The organism is Paraburkholderia polaris, from assembly GCF_012927345.1.
Taxonomy (GTDB): Bacteria; Pseudomonadota; Gammaproteobacteria; order Burkholderiales; family Burkholderiaceae; genus Paraburkholderia; species Paraburkholderia polaris.
The window spans coordinates 78,468-104,920 of the sequence record NZ_JABBGJ010000020.1 but is presented as its reverse complement, the minus strand read 5'-3'; the positions used below and the strand labels follow the sequence as shown (position 1 = coordinate 104,920).

General features: G+C 60.7%; 18 protein-coding genes. 8 read left to right on the top strand and 10 right to left on the bottom strand.

The features are described 5' to 3' along the window. Positions 1–86 precede the first annotated feature (86 nt). Complete coding sequence (locus tag HHL24_RS19655; RefSeq protein ID WP_169487086.1) at positions 87–452, top strand: hypothetical protein; 366 nt, start codon at positions 87–89, stop codon at positions 450–452. 82 nt (positions 453–534) lie between these two features. Here the strand turns inward: HHL24_RS19655 and HHL24_RS19650 are convergent, their stop codons facing one another. From HHL24_RS19650 to HHL24_RS19640, 3 genes are all read right to left on the bottom strand, one after another. Further along, positions 535–1,749: a porin gene (locus tag HHL24_RS19650; RefSeq protein ID WP_169487085.1), complete on the bottom strand. Its 1,215-nt coding sequence runs from the start codon at positions 1,747–1,749 to the stop codon at positions 535–537. Positions 1,750–1,915: 166 nt separating this feature from the next. Beyond that, positions 1,916–3,367 carry an APC family permease gene (locus tag HHL24_RS19645; RefSeq protein WP_169487084.1) on the bottom strand — a complete coding sequence of 484 codons (1,452 nt, stop codon included), beginning with the start codon at positions 3,365–3,367 and terminating at the stop codon, positions 1,916–1,918. Positions 3,368–3,654: 287 nt separating this feature from the next. Beyond that, positions 3,655–4,653, bottom strand: a complete 999-nt coding sequence (locus tag HHL24_RS19640) for an AraC family transcriptional regulator (RefSeq protein ID WP_169487083.1) — start codon at positions 4,651–4,653, stop codon at positions 3,655–3,657. Positions 4,654–4,848: 195 nt separating this feature from the next. On the opposite strand from HHL24_RS19640, the gene HHL24_RS19635 reads away from it, so the two are divergent. From HHL24_RS19635 to HHL24_RS19620, 4 genes are all read left to right on the top strand, one after another. After that, on the top strand, positions 4,849–6,834 hold the full coding sequence (locus HHL24_RS19635; RefSeq protein WP_169487082.1) for a primary-amine oxidase: 1,986 nt from the start codon (positions 4,849–4,851) through the stop codon (positions 6,832–6,834). 193 nt (positions 6,835–7,027) lie between these two features. After that, a complete protein-coding gene (locus HHL24_RS19630) occupies positions 7,028–7,951 on the top strand; it encodes a hypothetical protein (protein WP_169487081.1) in 924 nt (307 codons plus the stop codon). Between the two features lie 306 nt (positions 7,952–8,257). Further along, on the top strand, positions 8,258–9,739 hold the full coding sequence (gene styD, locus HHL24_RS19625) for a phenylacetaldehyde dehydrogenase StyD (protein WP_169487080.1): 1,482 nt from the start codon (positions 8,258–8,260) through the stop codon (positions 9,737–9,739). Between the two features lie 145 nt (positions 9,740–9,884). Further along, positions 9,885–10,811: a LysR substrate-binding domain-containing protein gene (locus HHL24_RS19620; RefSeq protein ID WP_169487145.1), complete on the top strand. Its 927-nt coding sequence runs from the start codon at positions 9,885–9,887 to the stop codon at positions 10,809–10,811. Positions 10,812–10,947: 136 nt separating this feature from the next. Here the strand turns inward: HHL24_RS19620 and HHL24_RS19615 are convergent, their stop codons facing one another. The 4 genes from HHL24_RS19615 to aldA form a co-directional block, all read right to left on the bottom strand. Beyond that, positions 10,948–12,609, bottom strand: a complete 1,662-nt coding sequence (locus HHL24_RS19615) for a GMC family oxidoreductase (protein ID WP_169487079.1) — start codon at positions 12,607–12,609, stop codon at positions 10,948–10,950. A gap of 102 nt (positions 12,610–12,711) precedes the next feature. Continuing rightward, entirely contained in the window at positions 12,712–13,929 is a 1,218-nt protein-coding gene (locus HHL24_RS19610) for a mandelate racemase/muconate lactonizing enzyme family protein (protein ID WP_169487078.1), read from the bottom strand. Further along, positions 13,930–15,252, bottom strand: coding sequence for an MFS transporter (locus HHL24_RS19605; RefSeq protein WP_169487077.1), 1,323 nt, complete (start codon positions 15,250–15,252; stop codon positions 13,930–13,932). A gap of 151 nt (positions 15,253–15,403) precedes the next feature. After that, on the bottom strand, positions 15,404–16,828 hold the full coding sequence (aldA, locus tag HHL24_RS19600; RefSeq protein ID WP_169487076.1) for an aldehyde dehydrogenase: 1,425 nt from the start codon (positions 16,826–16,828) through the stop codon (positions 15,404–15,406). Between the two features lie 283 nt (positions 16,829–17,111). Here aldA and HHL24_RS19595 point away from each other — a divergent pair, with 283 nt between their 5' ends. From HHL24_RS19595 to HHL24_RS19585, 3 genes are all read left to right on the top strand, one after another. Next, entirely contained in the window at positions 17,112–18,269 is a 1,158-nt protein-coding gene (locus HHL24_RS19595; protein ID WP_169487075.1) for a porin, read from the top strand. Positions 18,270–18,634: 365 nt separating this feature from the next. After that, a complete protein-coding gene (locus tag HHL24_RS19590) occupies positions 18,635–19,501 on the top strand; it encodes a type IV toxin-antitoxin system AbiEi family antitoxin (protein ID WP_329606711.1) in 867 nt (288 codons plus the stop codon). After that, the gene (locus HHL24_RS19585) at positions 19,479–20,369 is read left to right on the top strand and encodes a nucleotidyl transferase AbiEii/AbiGii toxin family protein (protein WP_329606710.1); all 891 of its coding nucleotides are present in this window, start codon (positions 19,479–19,481) and stop codon (positions 20,367–20,369) included. The genes HHL24_RS19590 and HHL24_RS19585 overlap by 23 nt, the downstream gene beginning before the upstream one ends. 163 nt (positions 20,370–20,532) lie before the next feature. On the opposite strand, the gene HHL24_RS19580 is transcribed toward HHL24_RS19585, so the two are convergent. The 3 genes from HHL24_RS19580 to HHL24_RS19570 form a co-directional block, all read right to left on the bottom strand. Beyond that, complete coding sequence (locus tag HHL24_RS19580) at positions 20,533–20,685, bottom strand: hypothetical protein (protein WP_169487074.1); 153 nt, start codon at positions 20,683–20,685, stop codon at positions 20,533–20,535. Further along, positions 20,640–22,007, bottom strand: coding sequence for an MFS transporter (locus HHL24_RS19575; RefSeq protein WP_169487073.1), 1,368 nt, complete (start codon positions 22,005–22,007; stop codon positions 20,640–20,642). The genes HHL24_RS19580 and HHL24_RS19575 overlap by 46 nt, the downstream gene beginning before the upstream one ends. A 203-nt stretch (positions 22,008–22,210) precedes the next feature. Beyond that, entirely contained in the window at positions 22,211–26,413 is a 4,203-nt protein-coding gene (locus HHL24_RS19570) for a bifunctional nitrate reductase/sulfite reductase flavoprotein subunit alpha (protein WP_169487072.1), read from the bottom strand. Positions 26,414–26,453 lie beyond the last annotated feature (40 nt).

Below are 26,453 nucleotides of genomic sequence, written 5' to 3'. Positions count from 1 at the left end.
GTGAATTCTGCGTGATATTGTGTAACGTAAGCGCGGGACGGCCTGCCGTCCTCACCGGAACGCAAATTACAGCAGCGAGCGTCGCCATGAGTGATGTACGCCATCATCTGAGTCCACGTGACCGTTTGGAGCTGTTGTGCTGGCTCACATGCGGTTGCCTTGGCGCTTATTACCTGAATGAGGATTGGCCTGACGCGGCGTTTCACGTGCAGGCCGCCCACAAGTGGCTCGACCATCGGTCCCGGGAAGCAGACTGGTTGAGTATCGCCAGGTTGTCGGCAACCGCGCTGGAGATTGCGCGGCGACACGCGAAATTTGTCGACGCCGATTGGGCGCGGGATGCGGTCGAGGAGATTCTCGATACGGACGAGCTTGACCCCCAAGCGCGGCTGGTAAAGCAGGTGCTGGCGGATTGCCAGAACGCGCTTGCGGACAAACGCCTGGCAGATTAGTTTTTTCCCCGCGTGGCACTTTGGGTCGTTCGCTGCGCGGCGTTGGCTCCCGTTAATCGGTTTGCCAGCGCGCGCAGACAGATTAAAAATTGTGCCGCACGCCGACGATCACGGAGAGTTGTTTGTCCGTATCCGAATTGACGATATTCGGAATCTGCGCCAGGTTTTCCGTCTGCCCGGTCGACGGATTGATCCCCAGTCCGGCGCCTGAAGATTTCTGCCCGATCGCCACCGCATAGACCGCCGTCCGCTTCGACAGGCTGTACACCGCACCCAGGTTGATCTGATGCACGCGCGTCGACGCGCTGCTGCTCGGTTTGGCGTCGTTGAAGATATACGCCAGACCGAGCTGCAAATCGGGCGCGAGCATATAGGTCGTATTCAACTCGGCAATATCGAACGAGATATCGGCCCCGCCAGGGCTCGCCGCACTCGCGAAATACTGGCTCTGCGACAAACGCGTATGCGTATAGGTGAGCGCCACACTCGCCTTGCCGAACGCATACGAGCCCCCCGCTCCGAAAATCCTCACCTTGCTCGCCTGCTGCAGCAGACAATACGACGCGTCGGCATTCGCGCAACTGAAATCGCCGATGTACCCGGCAGTACCGCCTAAGGCCGCCTCCAACGGCTGGTTCAACTCGAGATACCCCGCGCTCAATGACAACGGACCCTGTGCGTAATTCGCCGCCAGCGCCCAGCCCTTGTTCTGCGAAAAATTCCCCGCCACGCCACCCAGGCTGAACAACCCGCCAACCGTCAAGCCACCGAAGCTCGGGCTGATGTACTTGATCGAGTTGTTGAAGTTGAACGCTTCGTTGAGATTGTCGACGTCGCCGAAATGCGAGCCGTATAGCGTCGCCCAGTTATTGCTCGATGCATACGCGCCCATGTAATCGGAGAACGGATCGTATTGACGGCCGAATGTCAGCGCGCCGTACGTGCCGTTGTTCAAACCGACCCACGCGTTGCGGTTGAACAGCGTGTTCGATTGCAACATCGCGCCGTTGCCGATCAGAAAGCTGTTCTCCAAAGTGTAGTTCACCGTGGTGCCGCCACCGATATCCTCCGTGCCCATCAAGCCCCAACGCGACGGCACCAGGTTGCCGCCCGCCAGTTGGTAATTCGCGTGACCGTTGGTGCTGCCGTCGGCGAGCGTTGTCTGCTGGTTGGTCGTATAGACGACGCCGGCGTCGACCGTGCCATAGAGCGTCACCGAAGATTGCGCATGCGCGCCCATCGCGAGGCCGCACGCGGCCAGCGCAAGCGCCGAGCGCTTGACGAATTTGTCTGCCATATTTTTTTGTCGAGAGTTGAGTGGTGAATTCAGCAAGAACAAACAGGACGAATCGGACGAACCGGACGAACGACAGCGCTCCGCTGCCGCTCGAGAATGAACGGCAGCAGTCGATCGTTAGAACGTGACGAGACGGTGCGCGCTGAGTGCGGTGCGCGCTGTTCGATTACTGCCCGAAGCGCGCGTAGATATCCGGCCGCTTCTTACGCAAGATGAGACCGATCACGACGCCGAAGAGCGCCACCGCGAATACGATCCAGGGGAAAGACTTGACGATCGGGCTATCGGAGCCGCTGAGCGCATCGAGATTGCGCACCAGAATCACGCCGATATACAGCAGGCCGAGACCACCGACCAGGGGCGCGACAAACGAGTGCCATACGCGCGTGTCCTTGCGCGTCTTGCGAAAGAACGCGATGACGGAAAAACTCGTCACTGCTTGCAGCATCACAATACCGATCGTGCCGAGCGCCGAACTCCAGCTGAAAACGATGTTGAACACATCGCTGCCTGCCGCGATGAATAGTCCGAGCAGGACGGCCACAGAGAGCGTTTGCAGATAGCTCGCCACATACGGCGAACGGTATTTTTCGTGCACCCGAGTGAGCGCTTGCGGCAGTATGCCTTCGAGGCTCAGCGCGTGGATATAGCGCACCAGCGTGTTATGAAACGACAACAGACTCGCGAAGATACTGCTGAGCAACAGGAAGCTCATCACCGTCGTCACCGCACCGCCCAGGTACTTGCCGGATTGAATGAACCAGAAATCGCCCGGCTGCTTCGTCGCGACCGCGACCACGTCGTTCAGTCCGTACGCGCAAACAATCGTCCACGTAACGAAAGCGAAGAACACGAGAATCAGCATCACCGACACGTATGTCGCGCGTGGCACGATCACCTTCGGGTCCCGGCATTCCTTGCCGTAAATCGCCGTCGCTTCGAAACCGATAAACGACGCGAAAGCGAACATCACCGCAATGCCGAGGTGGCCGCTGAACACATGCTCCGGTGTGAACGGCGCGAGCGTGAGGCCGTTCGGGCCACCGCCATGCACGACGATCGCAATTGCGAGCAGCAGCAGAATGCCCAGTTCGAGACACATCAGCACGCCGAGCAGCCGGCTATTCAGATCGATACCGCGGATGCCGGTGAATTGCACCACCGCCACGCAGATCAGCGAATAGCCGTACCACGGCATCGCGGTGTGCAGTAGCGGAGAAAGAATCACCGTGCAAAAAAATCCAAACAGCCCGTACAGCGCGATCTGGATGAAGGTGTACGACATCAGCGCGACGAGTGCGCCGGCCATGCCCAACGGCCGTCCGAGTCCAGCGGTGATGTACGCGTAAAACGCGCCGGCGCGCACCACGTGCCGGCTCATCGACGCAAAGCCCACGCTGAAAATCAGCAGCACGATGCCGGCAATCACAAACGCGCCCGGAATGCCCGCGCCATTACCCAGGCTGATCGCGGGCGGCACCGCACCGAGCATGCCGGTAAGCGGCGCGGCCGCGGAAATCACGAGGAACACGATCTGCCACAAGCCCAGCATATTGCCCTTCAGTTCCACAGGGTTCTCCGCGTCGATCAGACGGGTTGGAGAGTAGGGTTCATTCATCGCTGCCTCTATTTTGTTGGCTAGTCTGGAACTCGCCTAAACCCGGGAAATGCTGGCCAAGGCGCTCGGTTGAACGACGTTCGATGTTTCGGTGTGAGCGCATGGTAGGTAGCTAAAAAATAAAGCGACTTCGCGAACTGCGCCAAATTTTCGATAATTTGCGCCAATGCTCGTGAGCGTGTCAGGCACGGCGGTTCGCAGCGAATATTTAGGAAACGGAAGTTTTTCTTTTCGTGTGACGATTGCGCGTGCTTTCAGAATGAAAGTATTTGCGACGCTGTCACCGTTTATTGTTTTTTCCAGTTGCGCGTAGCGCGCCACAGTACGGTTGCGTCGGCATAACCCACGGCCCGGGCGATCGCCGCATTGGTCAGTCCGTCGCGCTCGAGCAGCCCTTCCACACTGCGCTGCCGCTCTTCGCGCACGATTTGCCGCACCGAAGTCCCCGCCTCGGTCAGGTGTCGTTGCAGCGAACGATGCGAGAGACCGAGATCTTTCGCGATGTCGGCGACGATCAGCTTTTCGTGCGCGAGCCGCCGCGTGACGAGATCGCGCACCTGTTCGACGATGCTGTGGGGCACGGCATCGCGCGCAATCAGATCGGTGGCATGGCGCTCCATCATGCGCGCCATTTGCGTGTCGGCGCTCTTGAGCGGCGCATCGAGATCCAGCGGACGCAGAATCACGCCATTGAAAGGCTGCTGAAAGCGCACCGGTGCGCGGAAATTGCGCGTATACAGTTTGAGATCGGCGGGCGCGGCATGTTCGAAATGCAGTTCGACGGGACTCCACGCCGCGCCGCGCACCAGCCGGATCATATTGCACATCGTCGACAGGCTGTATTCCGCGTCTTGCCGGCGCGGCCAGATCTGCGGATTGGCGATCTGATAGGTCCAAACCGGCCATTCGCCATCGCGCAGCAACTCGCAGGCCGTGGCGTTCTGCCACGACGCGAGTGCGAGCGTGAACTTGCGCATCGCCGCGTTCAAGGTCGGCGACGATAGAAACACGAGACCCGCCGGCCCCAGCTCCGTCAATTGCAATTCGCTGCCCAGACGCAAGCCGAGCGACGGTTCACCGAGTACTTCGGCCGCGCGCTCGAATGCCGCCACATAACGCGTGAGCGGCAGGATTTCGTACGGATTCGACAGGAGCTTACGGCTCATGCCGAACTCCTCCAGCAGTGCGTCGCAATTGGCGCCTGATGCATCGAGTGCGCGCACAACCGGTCCCATGACCGCGGCGCGGATCATCGGGAAACTGCCGTTGAGCGTGACTTTTTTCATGCTGAGCGTCTCCTCTCAAGTCTTCGCTGATGTGCTGCGTGTTATTCCTCTTGGCGCACTTTATCGTTCATTTGGCGCGATAAGCAAGCGCGAAAATATTATTGGGTTCCTACGATTTGCCATCGACTCAGCGTTCGTCGCGCTTAACCCAGCCTCGCACGCAGTCCGGTCCAGCAAACTCCTTACGGGAATCTTATGAACACGAATGCCACGAAAGCCGCTCACGCCCCGGTTCATCCGCTCGATCCGCTGAGTCCGGACGAAATGCAGCTTGCCTGCGATCTCGTGAAGGCCACCGAAAAACTCGACGCGCACGTCCGCTTTCCGATGGTCGAATTGCGCGAGCCGCCAAAGGCTGAAGTGGTCGCGTTCAAGACCGGCGAATATTTTTCGCGCGCTGCATTCGTGCTGGCAATCGATCGCACGAATGGGACGACCATTGAATTCAACGTGGACCTTAGAGAGAAAAGAGTCGCCTCGCGCAACGTGCTGCCGTTCGGTCAGGCGCCTTACGGCCAGCCGCCGATCATGATCGAAGACTTCATGAACGCCGAGCAGATCGTCAAGAACGACGACGCATGGCGCGTTGCGGTAATGAAGCGCGGCCTCACCGAGAAGGATCTGGAGCGCGTCCAGGTCGATCCGTTTTCCGCCGGCTGCTTCGACCGCGAGAACGAGAATGGCCGGCGCCTTGTACGTTGCGTGAGCTACTACCGCGAGACCGTGACCGATAACGGCTACGCGCATCCGATCGAGGGCGTGGTGGCGGTGGTCGATCTGCTTGAGAAGAAAGTGATCGAACTGGTGGACGACGGCCGCATCATTCCGATTCCGCGCGCGAAACACAACTACGACACGCCGAGCCTTGGCGAGCCGCGCAGCACGCTCAAGCCGCTGTCGATCAGCCAACCCGAGGGCCCGAGCTTCAAGATCGACGGCTGGCATGTGAGCTGGCAGAACTGGAACTTCCGCGTCGGCTTCACCCCGCGCGAAGGGCTGGTGCTGCATCAACTGTCATGGGATGACGGCAAGAACACGCGGCCGATCATCTACCGTGCGAGCGTGACGGAGATGTGCGTGCCCTACTCCGACCCGAGCACGAATCACTACTGGAAGAGCGCATTCGATGCCGGCGAATACGGCCTCGGCAAACTGGCGAATCAACTTGAACTCGGTTGCGATTGCCTCGGCACGATCCGCTATTTCGACATTCCGTCCGCCGACGATTTCGGCAATGCGTTCGTGATGAAGAACGCCGTGTGCATGCACGAAGAGGACTACGGCACCCTGTGGAAGCACTACGAGTTTCGCACCGGCGTCTTCGAAATGCGCCGTTCCCGCCGCCTCGTCATCTCGTTCTTCGCGACGGTCGGCAACTACGACTACGGCTTCTACTGGTACCTGTATCAGGACGGCACGATTCAACTCGAATGCAAGCTCACCGGCATCGTACAAACGTCCGCGGTGGCCGACGGCGACACATATCCGTGGGGCGGCATGATCACCGAGAATCTTGGCGGCCCGACCCACCAGCACTTCTTCAATGCACGGATGCACATGATGGTGGACGGTGAACGCAACACGGTGACCGAACATGAATTCGTGCCACGTCCGATGGGCGAAACGAATCCGTACGGCAACGTCTTCGACACGACGAAGCGCGTGTTCAAGACGGAGGGCGAAGCCGCGCGCCTTGCGAACGGCAGCACGGGACGTTACTGGAAGGTGACCAACCCTAACGTGAAGAACGCTGTCGGTGCGAATCCCGGCTACAAGCTGATCGTGAACGACTCGCCGCTGATGCTGGCCGACGAGCGCTCGAAGGTCCGCCAACGCGGCGGCTTTGCCACCCGTCACGTGTGGGTCACACCGTTCGACGCGACCGAGCGCTACGCGAGCGGCGACTATCCGAACCAGCATGCCGGTGGTGACGGCTTGCCGCGCTACATCGAGGCAAACCGCAACATTGAGAATGAAGACATCGTCTTGTGGCACAGCTTCGGTCACACACACGTGTGCAAACCCGAGGACTTCCCGGTGATGCCGGTGGAATACGCCGGCTTCATGCTCAAGCCGAACAACTTCTTCTCTGCGAACCCGACGATGGACTTACCGTCCGAGCGTGACCAGAACAGCGTTGAAGACGACAAGTCCACGGATCATGGCTGCTGCAAGCGCTGATCCGACGCCGCGCGGCAAGCGGGCCGCCGTTGTCCGCGGGGCCGGCACGGCATGCGTACGTCCCGCGATTGCTGCGGGCCCGGCATGCGTGCCGATTGCGAGCGTGGGCGGCGCGGCTTGTGTGCTGCTCGTGGGCGGCGCCGCGACCCTGGTGACGCAAGCCGGCCTTGGTCAGCGTGCTAACGCGCTGTGGATGAGCGCACTGGCGTTGGCAACGATGACGATCGTGCCGCTTGTGATGTCGCGCATATCCAGGCGGCACACCACATTTGCGACGGCGGTGACTTTGATCGCCACGATCAGTGCGATGAGCGTCGTGCCGGCGTATGTGAGCGGGTTGGAACATCGCACGGCGCTAGCCGCGTTGGCTATGACGATAGGTGGCGTATTGCTGTTTTACGGGTGGCGCCTTGTTGGCGCAGCGGCGGCCACGTCAGCAGAAGCCTCCAGTCGAAAAAAATATCCGAGACTGGGCGCGGACGAGTCGACTAAAGCTATCCGCGCGACCGGTGCGACGGCGCTGCTCGCTTTACTTGCAGGTTTATCGAGCGGCAGTCTCGCGCGTTTCCAACTGTATGCGATTTGCGGCATGAGTGGCGCGCAACCGATCTGGCAGATCGCGTTTTCGCTGGGTGCTGTTTGCGCACTGGCGCTCATCACCGACCGGTCCGGCAACAACAACCGGATGTTGATTGTGCTGTACATGCTACGAGCGGCGCTAATAGGAACGCTCGCAGCCGCAGAAAATCCGACACTTGCACTTCTCGCAGCAAAGATATTTCTGGTCCTCGACTGCCTGACGATTCCGGCGCTCATGAAACTACGGGGCAAATCGCGCAGCGCAATGAGCGCGGGCTGCCCTGGCGCGGCACACCACATCGGAATGGTATTGGGCGCGACATTATGGACGACGCCCTACTTTTTCGGCGACGAATTCATATTGCTGTATGCACTAAGCGCGATGGCGAACCTGACATGCGCCGCCTCGTTAGCAATCAAAAGGTTCGAAAGAAAGCCGTTCCTCAGGCACTTAAACCATCACCACCGCCAAGCAGACTCTTCCGACGAGCACGAAGTGCAAGTCGGGAAGTATGACTCCTTTGTCACTGGGGGTTGAACGAGGGAGGGCACAGATTCCAGATGCACCACTCCCTCTTCCGAGCTAGGAGACCCGCTTAGCAGGAGTGGTTTGAGCCGCTTTCTTTTGCCTACTTTTCTTTGCGGCAGGCAAAGAAAAGTAGGTGCCGCCCCGCACAGGGGCGACGCTAATAAACCACAAACAAAACAAGAAAAGCACCACCGCATGCATGCATGCATACGAAGGTAAAGCCCAAAGCAATGCCTGCACGCATACGAAGCAAAACCCCAAAGCAACAACAGAAAGACAGCACCGCCAATCCCACCCCAACGGAGACGCAGCAAAATGACCGAACAAACAAACCAGACAATGAAGCTACCAAAAACAATGTTCATCAACGGCGAAAGAACCCCAAGCGCCGCAGGCAAAACCTTCCCCATCTACAACCCAGCCACAGGACAAGAACTAACCCAAATCCCGGACGCATCAGAAACCGACATCGACCACGCGGTCAAAACCTCAAAAGCGGCCTTCGAATCCGACACTTGGCGCAGAATACCGCCAGCCGCCCGCGAACGCCTGCTGCTAAAACTAGCCGACCTGGTAGAACAACACACAGAAGAACTAGCCACATTAGAAACCCTGAACCAGGGAAAACTAATAGCATTTTCAAAGATGCTAGAAGTCTCAGGCAGCGTCCAATGGCTGCGCTACATGGCTGGCTGGGCCACCAAAATCGAGGGCACGACATTCGACCTGTCGATCCCTTTCCCTCCCGGCACCCGTTATAACGCCTCGACAAAACGCGTCCCGGCAGGCGTAGTCGCCGCAATTGTCCCGTGGAATTTCCCGCTGTTGATGGCGGTCTGGAAAATCGCTCCGGCACTCGCATGCGGCTGCACCGTCGTGCTGAAACCGGCGGAAGAAACGCCTTTAACGGCGATCCGTCTGGCCGAACTGGCACACGAAGCCGGCTTCCCACCGGGCGTATTCAACGTCGTCACCGGCCGCGGTGAAACCGCCGGTGCAGCGCTGGTCAAGCATCCATTGGTGAACAAAGTCACCTTCACAGGATCGACCGAAGTGGGCCGCATCATCGGCCGCCAGTGTGCTGACGATCTGAAACGGGCGTCGCTGGAACTGGGCGGCAAGAGCCCCGTGATCGTGCTGGACGATTGCGACCCGAAGAAAGCGATTGAAGGCGCTGCAGGCGCGATTTTCTTCAACCATGGGCAGGTCTGTACCGCGGGTTCCCGCCTGTACGTTGCGCGCTCGATTTACGACGAAGTCGTGCAAGGCATTGCGGCGGTCGCCGACAGCATTGCATTGGGTTCCGGGTTCGATGCCGCGACGCAGATGGGACCGATGGTATCCGCACGGCACCGCGACAAGGTCATGGGAATGATTGCCCAAGGCAGGCAGGAAGGCGGCGAGATCCTGTCGCGCGATGCGGCCGTTGAGGCGGATGGCTTCTTTGTCCGGCCGACGGTCATTGCCAATCGCGCATGCAAGCCACTTTCCGTTGTCAGGGAAGAGGTGTTCGGACCGGTGCTCGTAGCGATGCCTTATGACGATATCGATGAGGTGCTGACTCAGGCCAACGCGTCGGAATACGGTCTTGGCGCGAGTGTCTGGACGAATCAGCTCGATAAGGCACTGCGGCTGGTCGACGGCATCGAAGCGGGAACCGTTTGGGTCAACACGCACAACATGGTCGATCCCGCCATGCCGTTCGGCGGGTTTAAAGCGTCAGGGATCGGACGCGAGCACGGCAAGGCCATTGTGGACGCTTATACCGAGAGTAAGTCGGTCTGTATCGCCTATTGACGGGTTATGCACGGCTTGCGGCACGAAGACAGCGTCGCCGCAAGCGTACAGACCTTTAGCACCTCAAGGGCAACACAGTAAAATACCAGGCACCCGCGCCGCCGCGCGTCAGCCTACCCTTGGGTGTCAGATCTTGAAACGCAAAATGCCCGCGCTGAACGCGCTGAAAGCCTTCGAAGTCGCTGGCCGCACCGGCAGCTTCACCCGCGCAGCGGAACTGCTGAACGTGACGCAAAGTGCGGTCAGCCGGCAGGTCCGCCAACTGGAGGCCCAACTCGGCGAGACGCTGCTTCAGCGTTATCATCACCACCTGGAGCTCTCGGCCGCCGGCCGCATCCTCCTGCAAGCACTGCAACAATCATTCGACCGGATCGAGCTCACAGTTCGCAGCCTGCAAGAGAAAACCCACCGCAACCGTCTGCGTATCAATGCGCCACCCACCTTTACGAGCCGCTGGCTGATGCCGCGTCTCGGACGTCTGCGTGACGCGCACCCGCATCTCGAACTCAGCCTGTCGACCCGCGTCGACGACAATCTAGCGGAATCGGGCGTGCTCGACTGCGCCATCCGTTTCGGCAACGGCGAGTGGGAAGGCTTCGACAACCGTCTGCTGATGAACGAACGGCATATCGCCGTCTGCGCGCCCGCGTTGCTCGCGCGTCAGGCCGGCCGCGCGGCCATCGACCTGAATCAGTTCACGCTGCTGCACGTGCTCGCGAACGCCGATCAGCGCTATCTCACCTGGCAGCATTGGTTGAAGGCCGCCGGCATCGAAAACGTCGACACCCGCGGCGGCTACGAATTCGATCTGCTCGATCACGCGATCCGGGCGGCCGTCGACGGGCTCGGCGTGACCGTCGCCGATCGGCACATGATCGGGCGTGAACTCGCGGAAGGTCAACTCGTGCAGGTGCTGAACGTGCACGTCGACGGACATCAGTCGTACTGGCTCGTCACCCGCGCGGAACAGGACGAACTGCCACACGTCGCGCTCTTCCGCGACTGGTTGCAGCAGGAAATCTGGCTGACCGAGCGCGCGCTCGATTCGTCGGAGTCGGCGCAGCTAGGCTGAGAGGGTTGATGCTCGCCATGCACCATTGCGCCGCTTTGCAGCGGGCAAGATGCGGCGTTTGGCATGACATAAAAAACTGCACCGATGGCATCGCATCGGCGCAGTTTTTACAGCTTTAAAGCTTGAGCGCTAACCGTCAAGCCGCGGCAACCAGCTCCGCCGCTTCCGGTCCAAAGGCGGCTTCGGTGGCGGCGTCCATGAGAATCATCTCGGCGCCCTTCTCCGCCACCATCATCGTCGGTGCATTGATATTGCCGGAAGTGATGTTCGGGAAGATCGACGCATCGACCACGCGCAAGCCGGCGATTCCATGCACTCGCAAACGCGCATCGACTACCGAGGTGCGTGGATCGTCGCCCATTGCACACGAACCGCACAGGTGATAGATCGAACCCGATTGCTCACGGAAATACTGCAGGAAGCCTTCACGCGTATTCACCTGCGGCCCCGGCGAAATTTCCTCGACCGTGATCTCTTTCAACGCCGGCGATGCCATCACCTTGCGCACGAGTTCGCAACCCTGGATCACCTCGTCGATGTCCTTCTCGGTGGTCAACGCGTTGATGCGGATTTTCGCGGCATCTTCCGCACGGTTCGACGCGATCTCGATCGACCCGCGGCTCGTCGGCCGGCACGGATTGAACGCCAGCAGGAAGCCCGAATACGGCTCGGGTTCGAGATTCGCCTTATTGCTCTTCGGGATCCGGTACGACAGCGGATTGAAGTACAGCTGCAGATTCGGCTGCACTTCCTGATCGTTGCCCTTGAAGAACCCGCCCGACTGATTCACGCTCATCGCAAGCGGCCCCTTGCGCGTCAGCAGATACTGCAAGCCGAGTTTGAGCTTGCCGAGCAGTGGCCGCATCTCATCGTTCAGCGTCTTCACGTTCGCGCGATAGTAGAAGCTCACGCACAGATGGTCCTGCAGATTTTGCCCCACAGCGGGCAGTTCCTTGACCATCGCGATGCGATGCTTCGCCAGCAATGCGCTGTCGCCTATGCCTGACAGTTGCAGCAGCTTGGGCGAATCGACCGCGCCCGCCGACAGGATCACCTCACGGTTCGCCATGAACTGCCGCGTGGTGCCGTTCTGCGTGACGGTCACGCCAATTGCCCGTTGGTTGCCGTCGAATAGCACGCGGCTGGCCAGCACTTCACGCTCGACCGTCAGGTTCTTGCGCGTCAACACCGGATGCAGATACTCGAAGCTGCTCGACGAACGTTGCCCATTGCGCGTACTAACGTCGTAGATACCTGCGCCTTCGAATCGAGCGCCGTTGAAGTCGTCGCTGCGCTTGTAGCCCGCCTGGTCGCAGCCTTTCAGGAACACGTGGCAGATCGGATGGACTGCATCCTTCATCGGCGAGATACGGATCGGGCCGTCAGCGCCGTGATATTCGGTGTTGCCAAGCGGATGTGATTCGAGCTCGCGGAAATACGGCAGCACGTCGCGAAACGCCCAGCCCTGGTTGCCTGCCGCGGCCCAGTCGTCGAAATCATGCGGCTGGCCGCGCACATAGATCATCGCGTTGATCGAGCCGGAACCGCCCTGCACTTTGCCGCGCGGGCAATAAATCGGCCGGTTGTCGAGTTCCTTTTCGGGCTCGCTGTAGTACATCCAGTTATAGGTTTCGTTGTAGTACGTCTTGGTGAAACCTACCGGAATCTTGAACCAGAACGAGCTGTCCTTGCCGCCTGCTTCGAGCAGCAGTACCGAATATTGGCCCGACGCCGAAAGGCGATTGGCGAGAATGCAGCCCGCCGAACCCGCGCCGACGATGATGTAATCGTAGTTCATGCTCTATGTCGCCAGACGGCGCCCAATCCATTGAATGCGAGAAACAGGTTGAACCTCGCAGGTTGAAACCCGCAGGTCGAACCCGGCAGGTTCAGCCGGAGGTCACCCCTTGGCCGGCGCGAGATCTTTCACGTCGGCGGGAAGCGCCGCCATTTGCAGATGCAGACGCTCACCGGTGTACGGCGTGTGCTGCCGGACGACCTCCATGTTCAACTCCACGCCCAAGCCCGGTTCCTGCGAAGGAACGATGTAGCCGTCTTCCCATTGAATCGGCTTCTTCAACACCGCCGCATGAAAACCGTCCCACGTGCCGATGCTTTCCTGAATCAGGAAGTTCGGCGTGCAGGCTGCGAGCTGGATGCTGGCAGCCGCGCCGATCGGCCCGTTGTACAGATGCGGCGCAATCTGCGCGTAATACACCTCGGCGATCGCCGCGACCTTCTTCGCTTCGAGCAGGCCGCCCACGCGCGCCACGTTCAGTTGCAGGATCGATGCCGCGCCCGCTTCGAGCAGCTTGAAGAATTCATACTTGGTGGTCAGGCGCTCGCCCGCTGCAATCGGAATGCTGGTGTGTTGCGCGACTTGCGCCATCGCGCCTTCCTGCCCCGGCGGCACCGGTTCTTCGAACCACAGCGGATCGTATTTCTCAAGGCGCTTCGCAAGCCTGATTGCCGACGACGGCACCATCTGCCCATGCGTGCCGAACAGCAGATCGGCCTTGCTGCCGACCGCTTCGCGCACACGCCGGCAGAAAGTCTCGCAACGGTCGAGCACTTCCATCGACAGTTGATGGCCCGAGTAAGCCGTGTACGGCCCCGCCGGATCGAACTTCACCGCGGTGAAGCCACGCTTCACGTTTTCAACGGCGCATTCGGCGGCGAGATCGGGATCGTCGTAGTCGTATTCGCCGCGGCTGTTCTTCGGATACAAATACGTGTACGAGCGCAAACGCTGGTTGACCATGCCGCCGAGCAGTTCGTACACCGGCTTGTTCGCCGCCTTGCCGATGATGTCCCAGCACGCCATTTCCAGCCCGCTGACCACGCCCATCATCGTCAGATCGGGGCGTTGCGTGAAACCGCTCGAATACGCTTCGCGCCAGAGCCGCTCGATATGGTGCGGATCTTTATCGAGCAGATAGCGGCCGAATACATCGTCGATGATGTGAGTCATCGCCTTCGGATGGAACGTCGCCGAATAGATTTCGCCGACGCCTTCAATACCGCAGTCAGTCTTGAGCTTGACGAAAATCCAGTACATGCCGCCCACGTGCGGCGGCGGTACGGCGACGATATGCGTTTCGAGCGAGACGACTTTCATTTACGCAACCCCTTTCCTTTTAAGCATGTTTCTCAGCGCCAGGCCGGCGAAGCCGCCGAGCACCGCCATTCCGGCCACATAGCCGAAGTAAAGCTGATAACCGAAGACGCCCGGGAAGTTCTGCGTCAGATAGCCGTTGATCAACGGCAGGAACACGTCGGGCGAATAGCCGAGTACTGAGATCAGGCCGATGGCGAGGCCCATCGTTTCGACCGGGATATTGCAGCGATCCAGCAGCGACCAGTACAGACCGCGAATCGCGTAAGTCAGAATGCCAATGAAGAGCACGAGGAACACCAGCAGTACGTGGCTTGAAATACGCGGCGCCGCCATCAGACCCAGCAGCGACAATGCAGCGAGGAAGAGCGCAATCACCAACACCGAGACCTTCGAATAGCGGTCGCCGAGAAAGCCGCCGCCGATGCCGCCGATCGGCCGCATCCACAGCTTGAGCGTGGTAATCGTGCCGGCCATCACCACCGTCAAACCGATCTCGCCTTCATGCAGATACGCGGAGAAGCTGTACGTCGCCCAGAACACCTGATAGCCGCAGAACACAATGGCCGCGACCAGCCACAATTCGGGAATCGACGCGAGCGTTTTCAGATCGACCAGCACGTTGCTGCGTTTCTTCGCGGCACGGTTAGCGGCGGCATCTGCAGCGCCTCGCGGGTCTTTGACGAGCGCGAGCACCACACCGAGCGCAATGCAAAGAAACGCGTACATGTAGACGACCAGCTTGAAACCGGCCGCCACCGGCTCGCCTTTGGTCTGCGTGAACCACGCGAACAGCGTGATCGCAATGGTCGCGAGCATGGCTTCGATCAAGCCGCGTCCGCCGTCGAGCAAACCGAAGAAGCGGCCCTGCTCGTGCGTGCCGGCGATCATCGTCACGCGCTTGATGACGGCGGCCCAAAAGGTCAATCCGGTCGACAAACCCCAGCCGCAGAAGATCAGCATCAGTACATGGAACGACGGCGCAGTCGAATACCACAAGCCGAGCACGCCGGTCGCGATCAGCGAAAAGCAGATCAACAGGCGCGGTGCGATCCGGTCGGCGAGCCAGCCGCTCGGCAGGTAGCTCAGCAGAAAGATCGTGCCGAGCGATGAATACAGATAGCCGAGCTGGCTATCGGTGATGTGAAACACTTCGAGCATCGTCGGCTGATAGACCTGCCGAAGATACAGAATCGGGTAAATCGCGCCGGCCGCCAGCACCAGCAACATGAGCTGGATATAGCGCTGGGCCTTGCTGTTTCGCAGTGCGGTTTCTACGTCGCTCGAGGCGAGCGACGCGGCGGTTTGAACGGGTTGAGATGACACGTGAGGGCTCCTGAGAGACACAGCGCCGGTCCCACCGGTCTGCCGGATCTCCAAATTTTTTTATAAGTGCAGCGGGTTTGCTGCGTTTTTGCGGGTTTCAAGGCGACGCGTGCCGTCTACTCCGAATCGCGCGGCACGCGCCGGTTCTGCTTCAGTACTTCATGACCACGAGACGGGTCTGCGTGAATTCGAGCATGCCGTGCTTGCCGTCGTCGCCGCCGAGACCCGAACGCTTCCAGCCGGCGTGGAAACCTTGATACGGATCGGCCGGCGTGCGGTTCACATACAGCTCGCCTGCCTCGATGCCGTTGGCGATCTTCATCGCGCTGCGGTAGTTCTCGGTATAAAGCACCGACGACAAACCGAACTGATGGTCGTTGGCCATCGCCAGGGCTTCGTCGAGCGTGCGGTATTTGACGACCGGCATGATCGGACCGAAGGTTTCTTCCTGGATGATTTCCATGTCCTGGCGGCAGTTCGACAGCAACGTAGCCGGATAGAAGAAGCCCTTGCCTTGCGGTAGCCTGCCGCCGGTTTCTAACGTGGCGCCAGCCGCAATCGCGCGCTCGACCATGCCGTGAATCGACTGGCGCGACGCGTCGTTAACGAGCGGCCCCATCAGCGATGGCTGTTCGCTGCGATCGCCGCTTTCCACCGCGCTCATGTGCTTTTTCAGCAGTGCGACGAAACGGTCATGCACGCTTTCCTGCACGTAGACACGTTCGATCGCTGTACAAAGCTGCCCACAGTGCGTGGTTTTGGATGCGACCAGATCGCGCGCGGCTTTCTCGAGATCGGCATCCGCCTCGATGATGGCGGGCGTCTTGCCGCCCAGTTCGAGCGACGGTTTGGCGATGTTCGCCTTGCAGTAGTCGAGCACCTTGCGGCCCGCGCCGACACTGCCGGTCAGCGTAATCATGCCGACCTTGGGATGCGTGCAGAGCGCCTCGGCGGTTGCATGATTCATTGCGAGAATGTTCACGACGCCGGCCGGCAGCCCTGCCTTTTCAACCGCCTTGGCGATCTCGAACGCGGAGGTCGGCGTGTTATTGCTCGGGCGCACCACGACGGTGTTGCCGGCGATCAGCGCGGGCGCCACCTTGCGCATGAAGGTATAGACCGGGTAGTTGAACGGGATCAGGCACGCCACCACGCCGATCGGTTCGCGATGCAGCACGAGGTTTTCGTCGGGCGTGTCGCTCGGAATCACCTCGCCTTCGATGCGGCGCGCCCATTCGGCGTGGTAGCGGGTGATCTGGCCGGCGTAGATCGCTTCATTGGTGGCGTCGGCGACGCTCTTGCCCGACTCCAGCGCGAGCGCTGCGCCAATGGCGGGCGCGCATTCGGTGAGTGCGTCGGCGAGCTTGTGCAGATAGACCGCGCGCTCGGCTGAAGGCAGCTTGCCCCAGCCCTTTTGCGCGGCTGCAGCGGCGTCGACAGCGGCGATGGCCTCGGCGTGGGTGGCACCCGTGACGTGAGCAATCACGGCTTCGGTGGCAGGGTTGGTGACGGCGATGAGCTCGTCGCTTGCCGCGTCGATAAAGCAGCCGTTAGCAAAATTCCGATCGAGTCGCATGTCGTCTCCTGAAAAAGCGGGTGCAGTGGCGCATTGCCTTCGGCTATCGCTTTCATGCCAAAGGTGCATGAACGGAATTTTTCTCCGCGGCACGGCTGCCCACAAGCGAATAATTCGCGTGACAAACATTCGAAAAAATCACGTTTATCCAGGGATGTGCCTCATACGCGATTCCCATCTCGAATAGCAGAATCCGGGCTTTGCCAAAAGCAGCGGCCTTCCGGACCGGTTCGAACCCTCTTGAACCATTCGGGCCGCTCATGACCAACGTCTGGAGCTCACAATGAAAAAGAATGTCATCGCCGCCGTAGCCTTCATCGCACTCGCCTCGCTGGCGGCCCCGTCCGCCTTCGCGCAAAGCAGCGTGACCCTGTATGGCGTGCTGGATGAAGGCATCGACTACACCAACAACGCCGGGCGCGGCGCGGTCTGGGAAATGGCGAGCGGCTATGCGCAAGGCAGCCGTTGGGGCATGAAGGGTTCGGAAGACCTGGGCGGCGGCATGAAGGCGGTATTCCAGCTGGAAAACGGCTTCGACGTGAGCTCGGGGCGGCTCGGCCAGGGCGGCCGCATGTTCGGCCGCCAGGCTTACGTCGGCTTGAGCGACGGCCGGTTCGGCACGGTCACGCTCGGACGCCAGTACGACTCCGTGGTCGACTACCTCGCGCAGACCACGGCCAACGGCAACTGGGCCGGCTACCTGTTTGCGCACCCGTACGACAACGACAATACGGACAACTCGTTCCGTCTCGGCAACAGCGTGAAGTACGCGAGCCCGGAAATCGCGGGATTCCAGTTCGGCGGCGTGTACAGCTTCAGCAACGACACGAACTTCGCGAACAACCGCGCCTATAGCTTTGGTGGCCAGTATGCGAACGGCGGGCTGCTGATTGCAGCCGCGTACCTGCAGGCGAATAATCCGGGCTCGGGTTCCACCGGCGCGATCACCGCGAACGACGCGAGCTTTATTGCCGGGCGCATGCGGGTGTTCGGCGGTGGCATCAACTATACGTTCGGTTCGGCGACCGCCGGTTTTGCCTACACCAACTCGAACTATCAGGATCCGACCGGCAACGGCTATATCGGCATTCCGCTGGCGGCGTCCGGCGTCAGGTTGAACACGCTGAAGTACCAGAATTTCGAAGTGAACGGCAAATACCAGTTCACGCCGGCCTTCTTTATCGGCGCGCAGTATGTGTACACGATGGAGAACTACGATGCGTCAACCGGCAGCGTGAAGCCGAAGATTCACTCAGTCGGTTTGATGGCGGATTACAACCTGTCCAAGCGCACGGATGTGTATGTACAGGGCGAATACCAGAAGGTCGCGGGCGACTCGACCCACTCGATTCTCGACAATGCGTTCATTCCGGGCGTGCAGGCGCCTTCATCGACGGGGAATCAGCTCGCCGTGCGCGTCGCGCTGCGCCACAAGTTCTGAACGCCATGACGCCGAAGCCGCTTCGAAATCGGCGTCGTGCGATGGGTTGTTCAATTTTTCGCGATGTTCACGTTACGTATACAGCGAGATTTTCTGAACAATATTGTCCCTCCCGGAGGCGTTCAATTTTGCAGGCTGTTCACGTTGCGTATACACTCGTAAAAATTGAACAAAGGTGGATCATGCCACGCAAATCCCAGCCGCCGTTCGTGCCCGACCCGACGGTTCAGGCCGCCGCAGCAGCGTTTTCCGCTGCGACAGGCGTGTCCACCAGACTGCTCCGGCCGCCGCATCGCGCTCACTATGCCGCGAAGATCCAGTTTCAGGCCTCACCGGCGAGAAGCTGGACGCGGCCGGTGCTGCTAGTGGAAAACGTCGACCGTTTCGCCACGCTCGCCGCGATCAAATCCACTGCTCACATCCGTGCTGACGAACCGTTCGTGGTCGTCACACCCTACCTGTCGCCCAACATGCTCCGGCATTGCCGGGAATTAGGCCTCGATGCGCTGGATACCTCGGGCAACGCCATCATGCAAAGCAACGGCAACCTGATCATGATCTCAGGTGAAAAACGCACGAGCGCGGCGAGTCGCATCAAAGACCGGGCCTGGACCGCCAAGGGCATGAAGGTTGTACTGGCGCTGCTTTGCGACCGAACGCTCATCAACGCGGGCCAACGGGTGATCGCCCAACGCGCGGGGGTCAGCCTGGGCACGGCCCAGTCGACGTTTCGCGATCTACTCGAACGGGGCGATATTGTTCAACGCAAAGACGGTTACGTGTTGGCCAATGCCGCCCGCATGCTCGACGAATGGGCCGCGCTCTACCCGTCCAGGCTTCGCAACCAGTTGATGGTGAATCGCTACCGCGCCGAAGACCCGGCATGGTGGCGCAACATCGATCCGCAGAGCGAGCAATGCCAGTTCGGCGGTGAAGTGGCCGCGGCGCTTCTCACCGGATATCTCAAGCCGGCGGCCGTGACGCTCTATTGTCAACAGGCCATGCCGCGCAAATGGCTGGTCGACGCCCGCTTGCGGCTCGATCCTAACGGCGAGGTGGAAGTACTGCATGCGCCGATCCCACCGGTTACGCCGGTGCTGGCTGATGGGACGACGAACCTGCCGCCATCGGTCGTGCATCCCGTGCTGATCTATGCCGATCTGATCGCCACGGGCGACTCTCGCAACATTGAAACCGCACGGATGCTACGTGAGCAATACCTCTCCGCTTGACATGCTCGAAAGCCGCCCACTGCCTGCGCTAGTCGTCGAATTGCTGCGGCACGTCGCTGATACAGCGCGTGTCTCGAACGTCGAATGGTTCGTCGGCGGCGCGACTGCGCGCGACATCATATTGACCCACGTCCACGGCATCGAGGCCACACGCGCAACTGCCGACGTCGATATCGGCGTGAGTGTCGAGAGTTGGACAGGCCACGCCGCGCTCAAGGCGGCACTGATCGCCGGGGGCGCTTTCGAACAACGCGGCGAGGCACATCGGCTGTACTACCGCGATCCCGGCAGCGGCGAGCTGATGTGGCTGGACATTGTCCCTTTCGGTGGTATCGAGGGGAATGCCGGTAGCGCTGAGGCGAGTGAAATCGCCTGGCCGCCGGATCACGCCATACGAATGAATGTAGCGGGTTTCGCAGAAGCGCTGACCGACGCTGTCACTGTGCGCCTCGAAGCGGATCTCGCTGTACCCGTTGCCTCCTTGCCAGGCCAGGCCATGCTGAAAATCGTCGCGTGGCATGACCGTCATGCGGTCGAGCGAAAGGATGCGACGGATCTGCTGTTTCTGCTCGGCAACTACGCCGCGGCAGGCAACCACGCACGCCTTTACGACGAAGCCTATGAACTCGTCGAGCAATATGAACATCAGTTGGAAATCGCGGGCGCCGCGCTGTTGGGGCGCGACGTCACGGCGATCGCATCGGCGGAAACCCGCAAATTGATTGCGCAGGTACTGGGATTCGGCGAGGACTATCCTCGCATTCTCGAACATATGATGGGCCACCGGGCCCGGTTTTTCGAGCAAACGCCGGCGTTCATCGAATCCGCATTCAACGCGTTTCGCAAGGGTTTCGGCAACCCTGACTGACCAGAACGAGCGCGACGCCTTCAGCAGAATCTGTTTTTCGATGCGATCGCTGGATGCGTCTTTTGATATGCCAGATGAGACGTTCATACGCAGCGTCCTGATTGCATATGGGGTTCACAACCGGCGACATGCAAGTATTTGCCTGCGTATTTTCCGGCCCACCTCAACCGCCGACCTTGACCACCAGCTTGCCGAACGCGCCGCGCTCGAGATGTGCCAGCGCGGCCGGCAGTTCGTCAAATGCGTAGGCCGTATCGACGACCGGCTTGCCTACTCCGTTGCGTGCGCGTGCATCACGTTGGTGTGCATCGACCACGCCATCCACGGACGGCGCAGTGCGACGATCGCGAGGAATGCGCAAGCCGCCAGCGCGCCGAAGGTCGCAAAGCCCATCTGATAGCTGCCCGTGCTTTCCTTCGCGATGCCCATCACGACCGGCAGATAAAAGCCGCCTACTCCGCCCGCGGCGCCGACGATGCCCGACATCAGCCCGGTGCGGCCAGCCCAACGATGCGGCACCAACTGGAAGGTCGCGCCATTACCCAGACCGAAGGCTACGTAAAGGCACAACAGCAGCGCAATCCCGCCGACCATCGACGGCATCGCAGCAGCAAAGACAAAGTCGCACAGCGAAATGATCGCGAGCAGGAAAGTCAGCGCGCGCACGCCGGACACCTTGTCGGCTATCAGGCCACCGAGCGGCCGCACCATCGCGCCGGTTGCGGCGAGCAACGCCATGAACAGACCCGCGTCGATCTTCGACAGCTGATACAGGTTGGTCAGCAGCAGCGAAACATACGACGACATGCCGACAAACCCACCGAACGTGATGCTGTACACCAGCATGATCGCCCACGTGTCGCGCTCGCCCAGCACCGCGCGATAGCGCTTGGGCAGCACCGCAATCGCCAGCAGCGCACCGATCACCGGCAACAGCAGCACACCGGTCTTGCCCGAACCGAACAGGCCCGCTTCGACCAGCAGCACGAGCACGATCAAACCGACGAGCGTGATCGCAAAGCTGCCGAACGCGCGCAGCACGCTACCCGATTTGATACCGGAGTCGTTGGCCCAGAAGTACAGCGTGATCGCAGCGATAGTGAGCAACGGCAGTGCGCCGGCGGTCGCCATTTGCCACCCGTAGTGCGCCGCCAGTTGCGGGAACAGGAAGCCGTCGAGCACCGCACCGATGTTGCCGGCAGCGGCGAGACCCAGCACCAGGCCCTGCACTTTCGGCGGATAGTTGCTGCCGGCCATCGGTAGCGCCACCGCGAAGCTTGCACCGCCCACGCCGAGGAAGACGCCAAGCACCAGCAGCAAGGTGTAGGACGGCACGAACGGCAACAACGGCAGCACGATCGTCGGCACCGCCGACAACAGCACGCCCATTAGCGCGATGCGTTTGCCATGCGCCGATTGATAGAGGTTACCGAGCGTCACGCGCAGGATCGCCGCCGACAGCACCGGCACGGCGACCAGCAGACCTTGCTGCGCAGGCGTCATTGCAACGCTCTTGCTGATGAACGGCGCGAGCGGCCCATACAGCACCCAGACGGTGAAGCCGGTGTCGAAATAGAGAAAACACGCCACTAGCGCGCGCCAGTCTCCACTCTTTAGTGAGCTCATCACGTTTTTCATTAGGCATCCTCAAATATGCTGACTGTTTGCTAACCTGGTGTGCGGCGCTGGTACTTTGCGCTGAAGCACTGCGCACAGGAATGATCACGATGTTGAATACCGGTATGAACATGCAACCTTCACGCCATCCGGACGCTTCTTCAAACCTTGACTGCGTACTCTCTGAAACTGTAATGCCGCGCCTGTTCCGGCCGCTTCAAAAATCAATAAACGTCGCGTACGTAGCGCTTTTCCCGCGCTAAACGGCTCACATACTCAGCGGCTCTTTCTTCGCTCATGCCGCCGTGCTGAGCAACCACATGCTTGAGCGTCGCGTCGACGTCTCTCGCCATCCGGCTTGCGTCACCGCAGACGTAGAAATGCGCACCTTCTTCGAGCCATGCCCACAATTGCGCACCCTGCTCGCGCATGCGGTTCTGCACATAGATCTTTTCCGTTTGATCGCGCGAGAACGCGACGTCGAGCCGGGTCAGCACGCCGCTGTCACGCATCGCTTCAAGTTCGTCGCGATAGTAGAAATCGGTGGCCGCATGTTGCTCGCCGAAGAACAGCCAATTGCGCCCCTTATGACCGCGCGCACGCCGCTCGTGCAGAAAGCCGCGAAATGGTGCAACGCCGGTGCCCGGACCGACCATGATGATCGGCGTATCAGAAACATGAGGAGGCCGAAAGTGTTCAGATCGCTGCACGAATACCGGCACGTTCACGTCGTTGGCGCGGTCGGCGAGAAACGTCGACGACACGCCCTTGCGATGACGGCGGCCATTGCTGTAGCGAACCGCGGAAACCGTCAGATGAATTTCACCGGGATGCGCCTTCGGGCTCGATGCAATCGAATATAAACGCGGTTGCAGGCGCTTGAGCATGCCGGTCAATTCGGTTGCCGTCAGGCTGACGGGAAATTCGTGGAGTACGTCGGCGAGTTGCTGGCCCCACAACCACTGTTTGAGGTCGGCCTTGCGCTCCGTAGAAAGCAGATCGCGCAGCGCGCCGTTATTGCTGCGTGCGGCAATGAACGCGAGCGCGTCAGGGCTGGGACGCGCGATCTCGTAGTGCTTGGCGAGCGCGTCGGCGAGGTGCATTTCACCCGCGCCTGACACGTTGACCGCTGCGTCGGCGCTCAATCCGCTCAGGCTGATCAATTCGTCGACCAGTTCAGGGCAGTTGCTCGGCCATACGCCCAGCGCATCGCCGGCTTCGTACTCGAGGCCCGAGTCGCCCGTGCTCAGCGAGAAGTAGCGCGTATCTTTCGCTGCGCCCTGCTTGTTCAACTGCAGGTTCCTGACAAGCCGCGATGCGGCCGGACGTGTTTTGGTCGGCACGCCGCCCGGCACCACAGCGTTGATCATGCCGCCCGGCGGGACCGCATGCAGTGCCGCATCTTCTTCCTTGATGCGCACGATGATGCTTTCGAGCCACGCGTCAGCATTCTCCTGATACCCGCTGTCACAATCGACGCGATCCATCAGACGCCGCGCGCCTTGAGCGGCGAGACGTTCATCCAGACGGCGGCCGTGGCCGCAGAATTGATCGTAGTTGCGGTCTCCCAGCGCGAGCACCGCGTAGCGCAGACCTTCGAGACGAGGCGCTGCGTCGCTGGCCAGTTGTGACCAGAAGGCCTGCGCGTTATCGGGTGGATCGCCGTCGCCAAAGGTGCTTGACATCAGCAGCACGTATTGCGCTTTCGCGAGCGCCGAGGCCTGATAGTCCGCCATGCATGACGTGCGGATTTCGAAGCCTGACTCCATCAGACGGGTGGCATAACGTTCAGTCAACGATTCGGTGTTGCCGGTTTGCGAGGCCCACAGCAAGGTCACTTTGGGTCGCACGCGCAAGATACGTACACCGGAGGCATGCGCCGCGTCGGAATGCGACGTGGCAGGCGCACCAGCTGGCACAGCCGCATGAGTTCCACTGCGGCTATAAAGTCCGGCCAGCAAACCGTCCACGTATAAGCGGTTCGTCGGATCAAACGGTGCGCCGGCTGGGAGGACCGGCACGCTGTCGATGCCCTGCCCTTCAGCCGAACGCAGGCCACTGACGAAACCAGCCAGATACGCCCGCTCGGTTTCCGTGAACGACGGCGCGGGTGTCGGTGGAAGCTGCAACAGGCTAGTCAGTGCATTGATGCGGGGCATGTCCAGTTCCTTGGTGTTCGCCGATATCGCGCTTGCTGTCGCCGCGTCGACGCCAACGGCAGGCGCATCGGCGCGCGTCTCGTCACCCGCACTCGAAACCGGCGCGATGGCGTCGAGCGCAACCGGGCTCAGCGCGACCGCACAGAACTTGAGTTCGGGTTGCTGCGAGACCGGATCGATTGCATTACTGGTGACGGCGTTGATACACAGGTCGTCGCCGAAGACGTCGTTCCAGTGCATCGGCGCAAAGCAGTTCCCGGCTTGCACGCGCTCCGTGAGGACCGCCGGCAACACGGCACGCCCCCGCCGCGAACGGATCTCGACCGGATCCTTGGCCTTGATGCCGAGCATGGCGGCGTCTTCGGGATGAATCTCGACGAACGGGCCCGGGTTCAGCTTGTTGAGCATCGCGACCTTGCCGGTCTTGGTCATGGTGTGCCATTGATGCTGCAGGCGGCCCGTATTCAAGACGATCGGAAATTCCCGATCGGGCAATTCGGCGGGGGCTGCAAAGGCACGGGCGAAGAACACGGCTTTGCCGCTTGCGGTCGGAAACACGAGCCGCGGACGGCTGCCGTCGGGCCGTTGCGTCAGCGTCTGGCTGACGCCGTCGTTGATGTAGCGAATTGGGTTGCGCTCGACAGCGTCGTCCGACGCAAGCGGCCATTGCAGCGGTGTGTCCCTCAGCCGGCGATGGCTCGCGCCGCGCAGGTCGTAGCCGGTTTTCGGATTCGACGCGCGGGTGATTTCCGAAAAAACTTCTTCGGCGCTTGCGTAGGTAAACGCATGGGCGAAACCCATTTCACAAGCGACGCGCGCGATGATCTGCCAGTCCGGCAGCGCAGCGCCTGGCGGCTCGATGCCCTTTTGCATCAGCGTCAGATTGCGCTCGGAGTTGATCATCACGCCTTCGGCCTCGGCCCACAGCGCGCCGGGCAACAGCACATCGGCGTAACGGTTGGTCTCGGTGTCGAGGAACGCATCCTGTGAAATCACGAGCTCAGCCGCGCGCAATCCAGCGATAGCGTTTTGACGGTTCGCGACGCTCGCCACCGGATTCGTGCAGATGATCCAGCACGCCTTGATCTCGCCCGCAGCCATGCGGGTGAACATATCGATCGTGCCGCTGCCGACTTCTGTCTGCAGCGTGCCCTTCGGAATGCCCCACAGGTCTTCGATAAACGTGCGGTCTGTTTCGACCAGCACCGAACGCTGCCCCGGCAAACCGGGACCCATGTAGCCCATTTCGCGGCCGCCCATCGCATTCGGCTGGCCCGTCAGCGAGAACGGTCCGCTGCCACGGCGGCAGATCTTGCCCGTCGCCAGATGCAGATTGCAGATCGCGTTCGTGTGCCACGTGCCATGCGTACTCTGATTCAGGCCCATGGTCCAGCAGCTTATCCACTCCGGCGCGGCGCCGATCATTTGCGCGGCCTGGCGGATGTCCTCAGCGGCGAGGCCGGTGATCTGCGCAACGTTCTCCGGCGTGTAGTCCGCGAGAAAAGCCGGCATCGCGTCCCAGCCTTCCGTCGCTTCGGCGATAAAAGACGCATCCGTATGGCCGTTTTCGTGCAAAAGATGCAGCAGGCCATTGAGCAAGGCCAGATCGGTGCCCGGCTTGATCTGCAGAAAGAGATCGGCCTTATCAGCGGTCGTATTGCGACGCGGATCGACCACGATCAGTTTCGCACCGGCCTTCACGCGATCCATCATCCGCAGGAACAGAATCGGGTGACAGTCGGCCATATTCGCGCCGATCACGAAGAACAGGTCGGCATGATCGATGTCTTCGTACGATCCCGGCGGGCCGTCCGCGCCGAGTGAGAGCTTGTAGCCGCTGCCCGCGCTCGCCATGCAAAGACGCGAATTCGATTCGATGTTGTTGGTGCCGACAAACCCCTTGGCGAGCTTGTTGATGAGGTACTGCGCCTCAATCGACATCTGCCCGGACACATAGAACGACAGAGCGTCCGGTCCGTGTGCGTCGAGCAGGCCGCGCAGACGCGCTGCCGTGGTGCTGATTGCCTGCGCCATCGGCAGCGGCGCCGGATCCTGGTCGCGTGCGTGGCGCACGAACGCACCTTCCAGACGCCCCGACTTGCGCAACGCGACGTGCGCCGACTGGCCCTTCGTGCAGAGCCGTCCGAAGTTAGCCGGATGCTCCTTGTCGCCGGAGATTTTCACGACCTGCCCGTCCTCGACGTGCAGCACCATTCCGCAGCCGACGCCGCAGTAGGGGCACACCGTTTTTACGTTACGAGGGGACATGGCGGGCGACATCGTTCGAAGAGGTTGATAAAAATCAGTG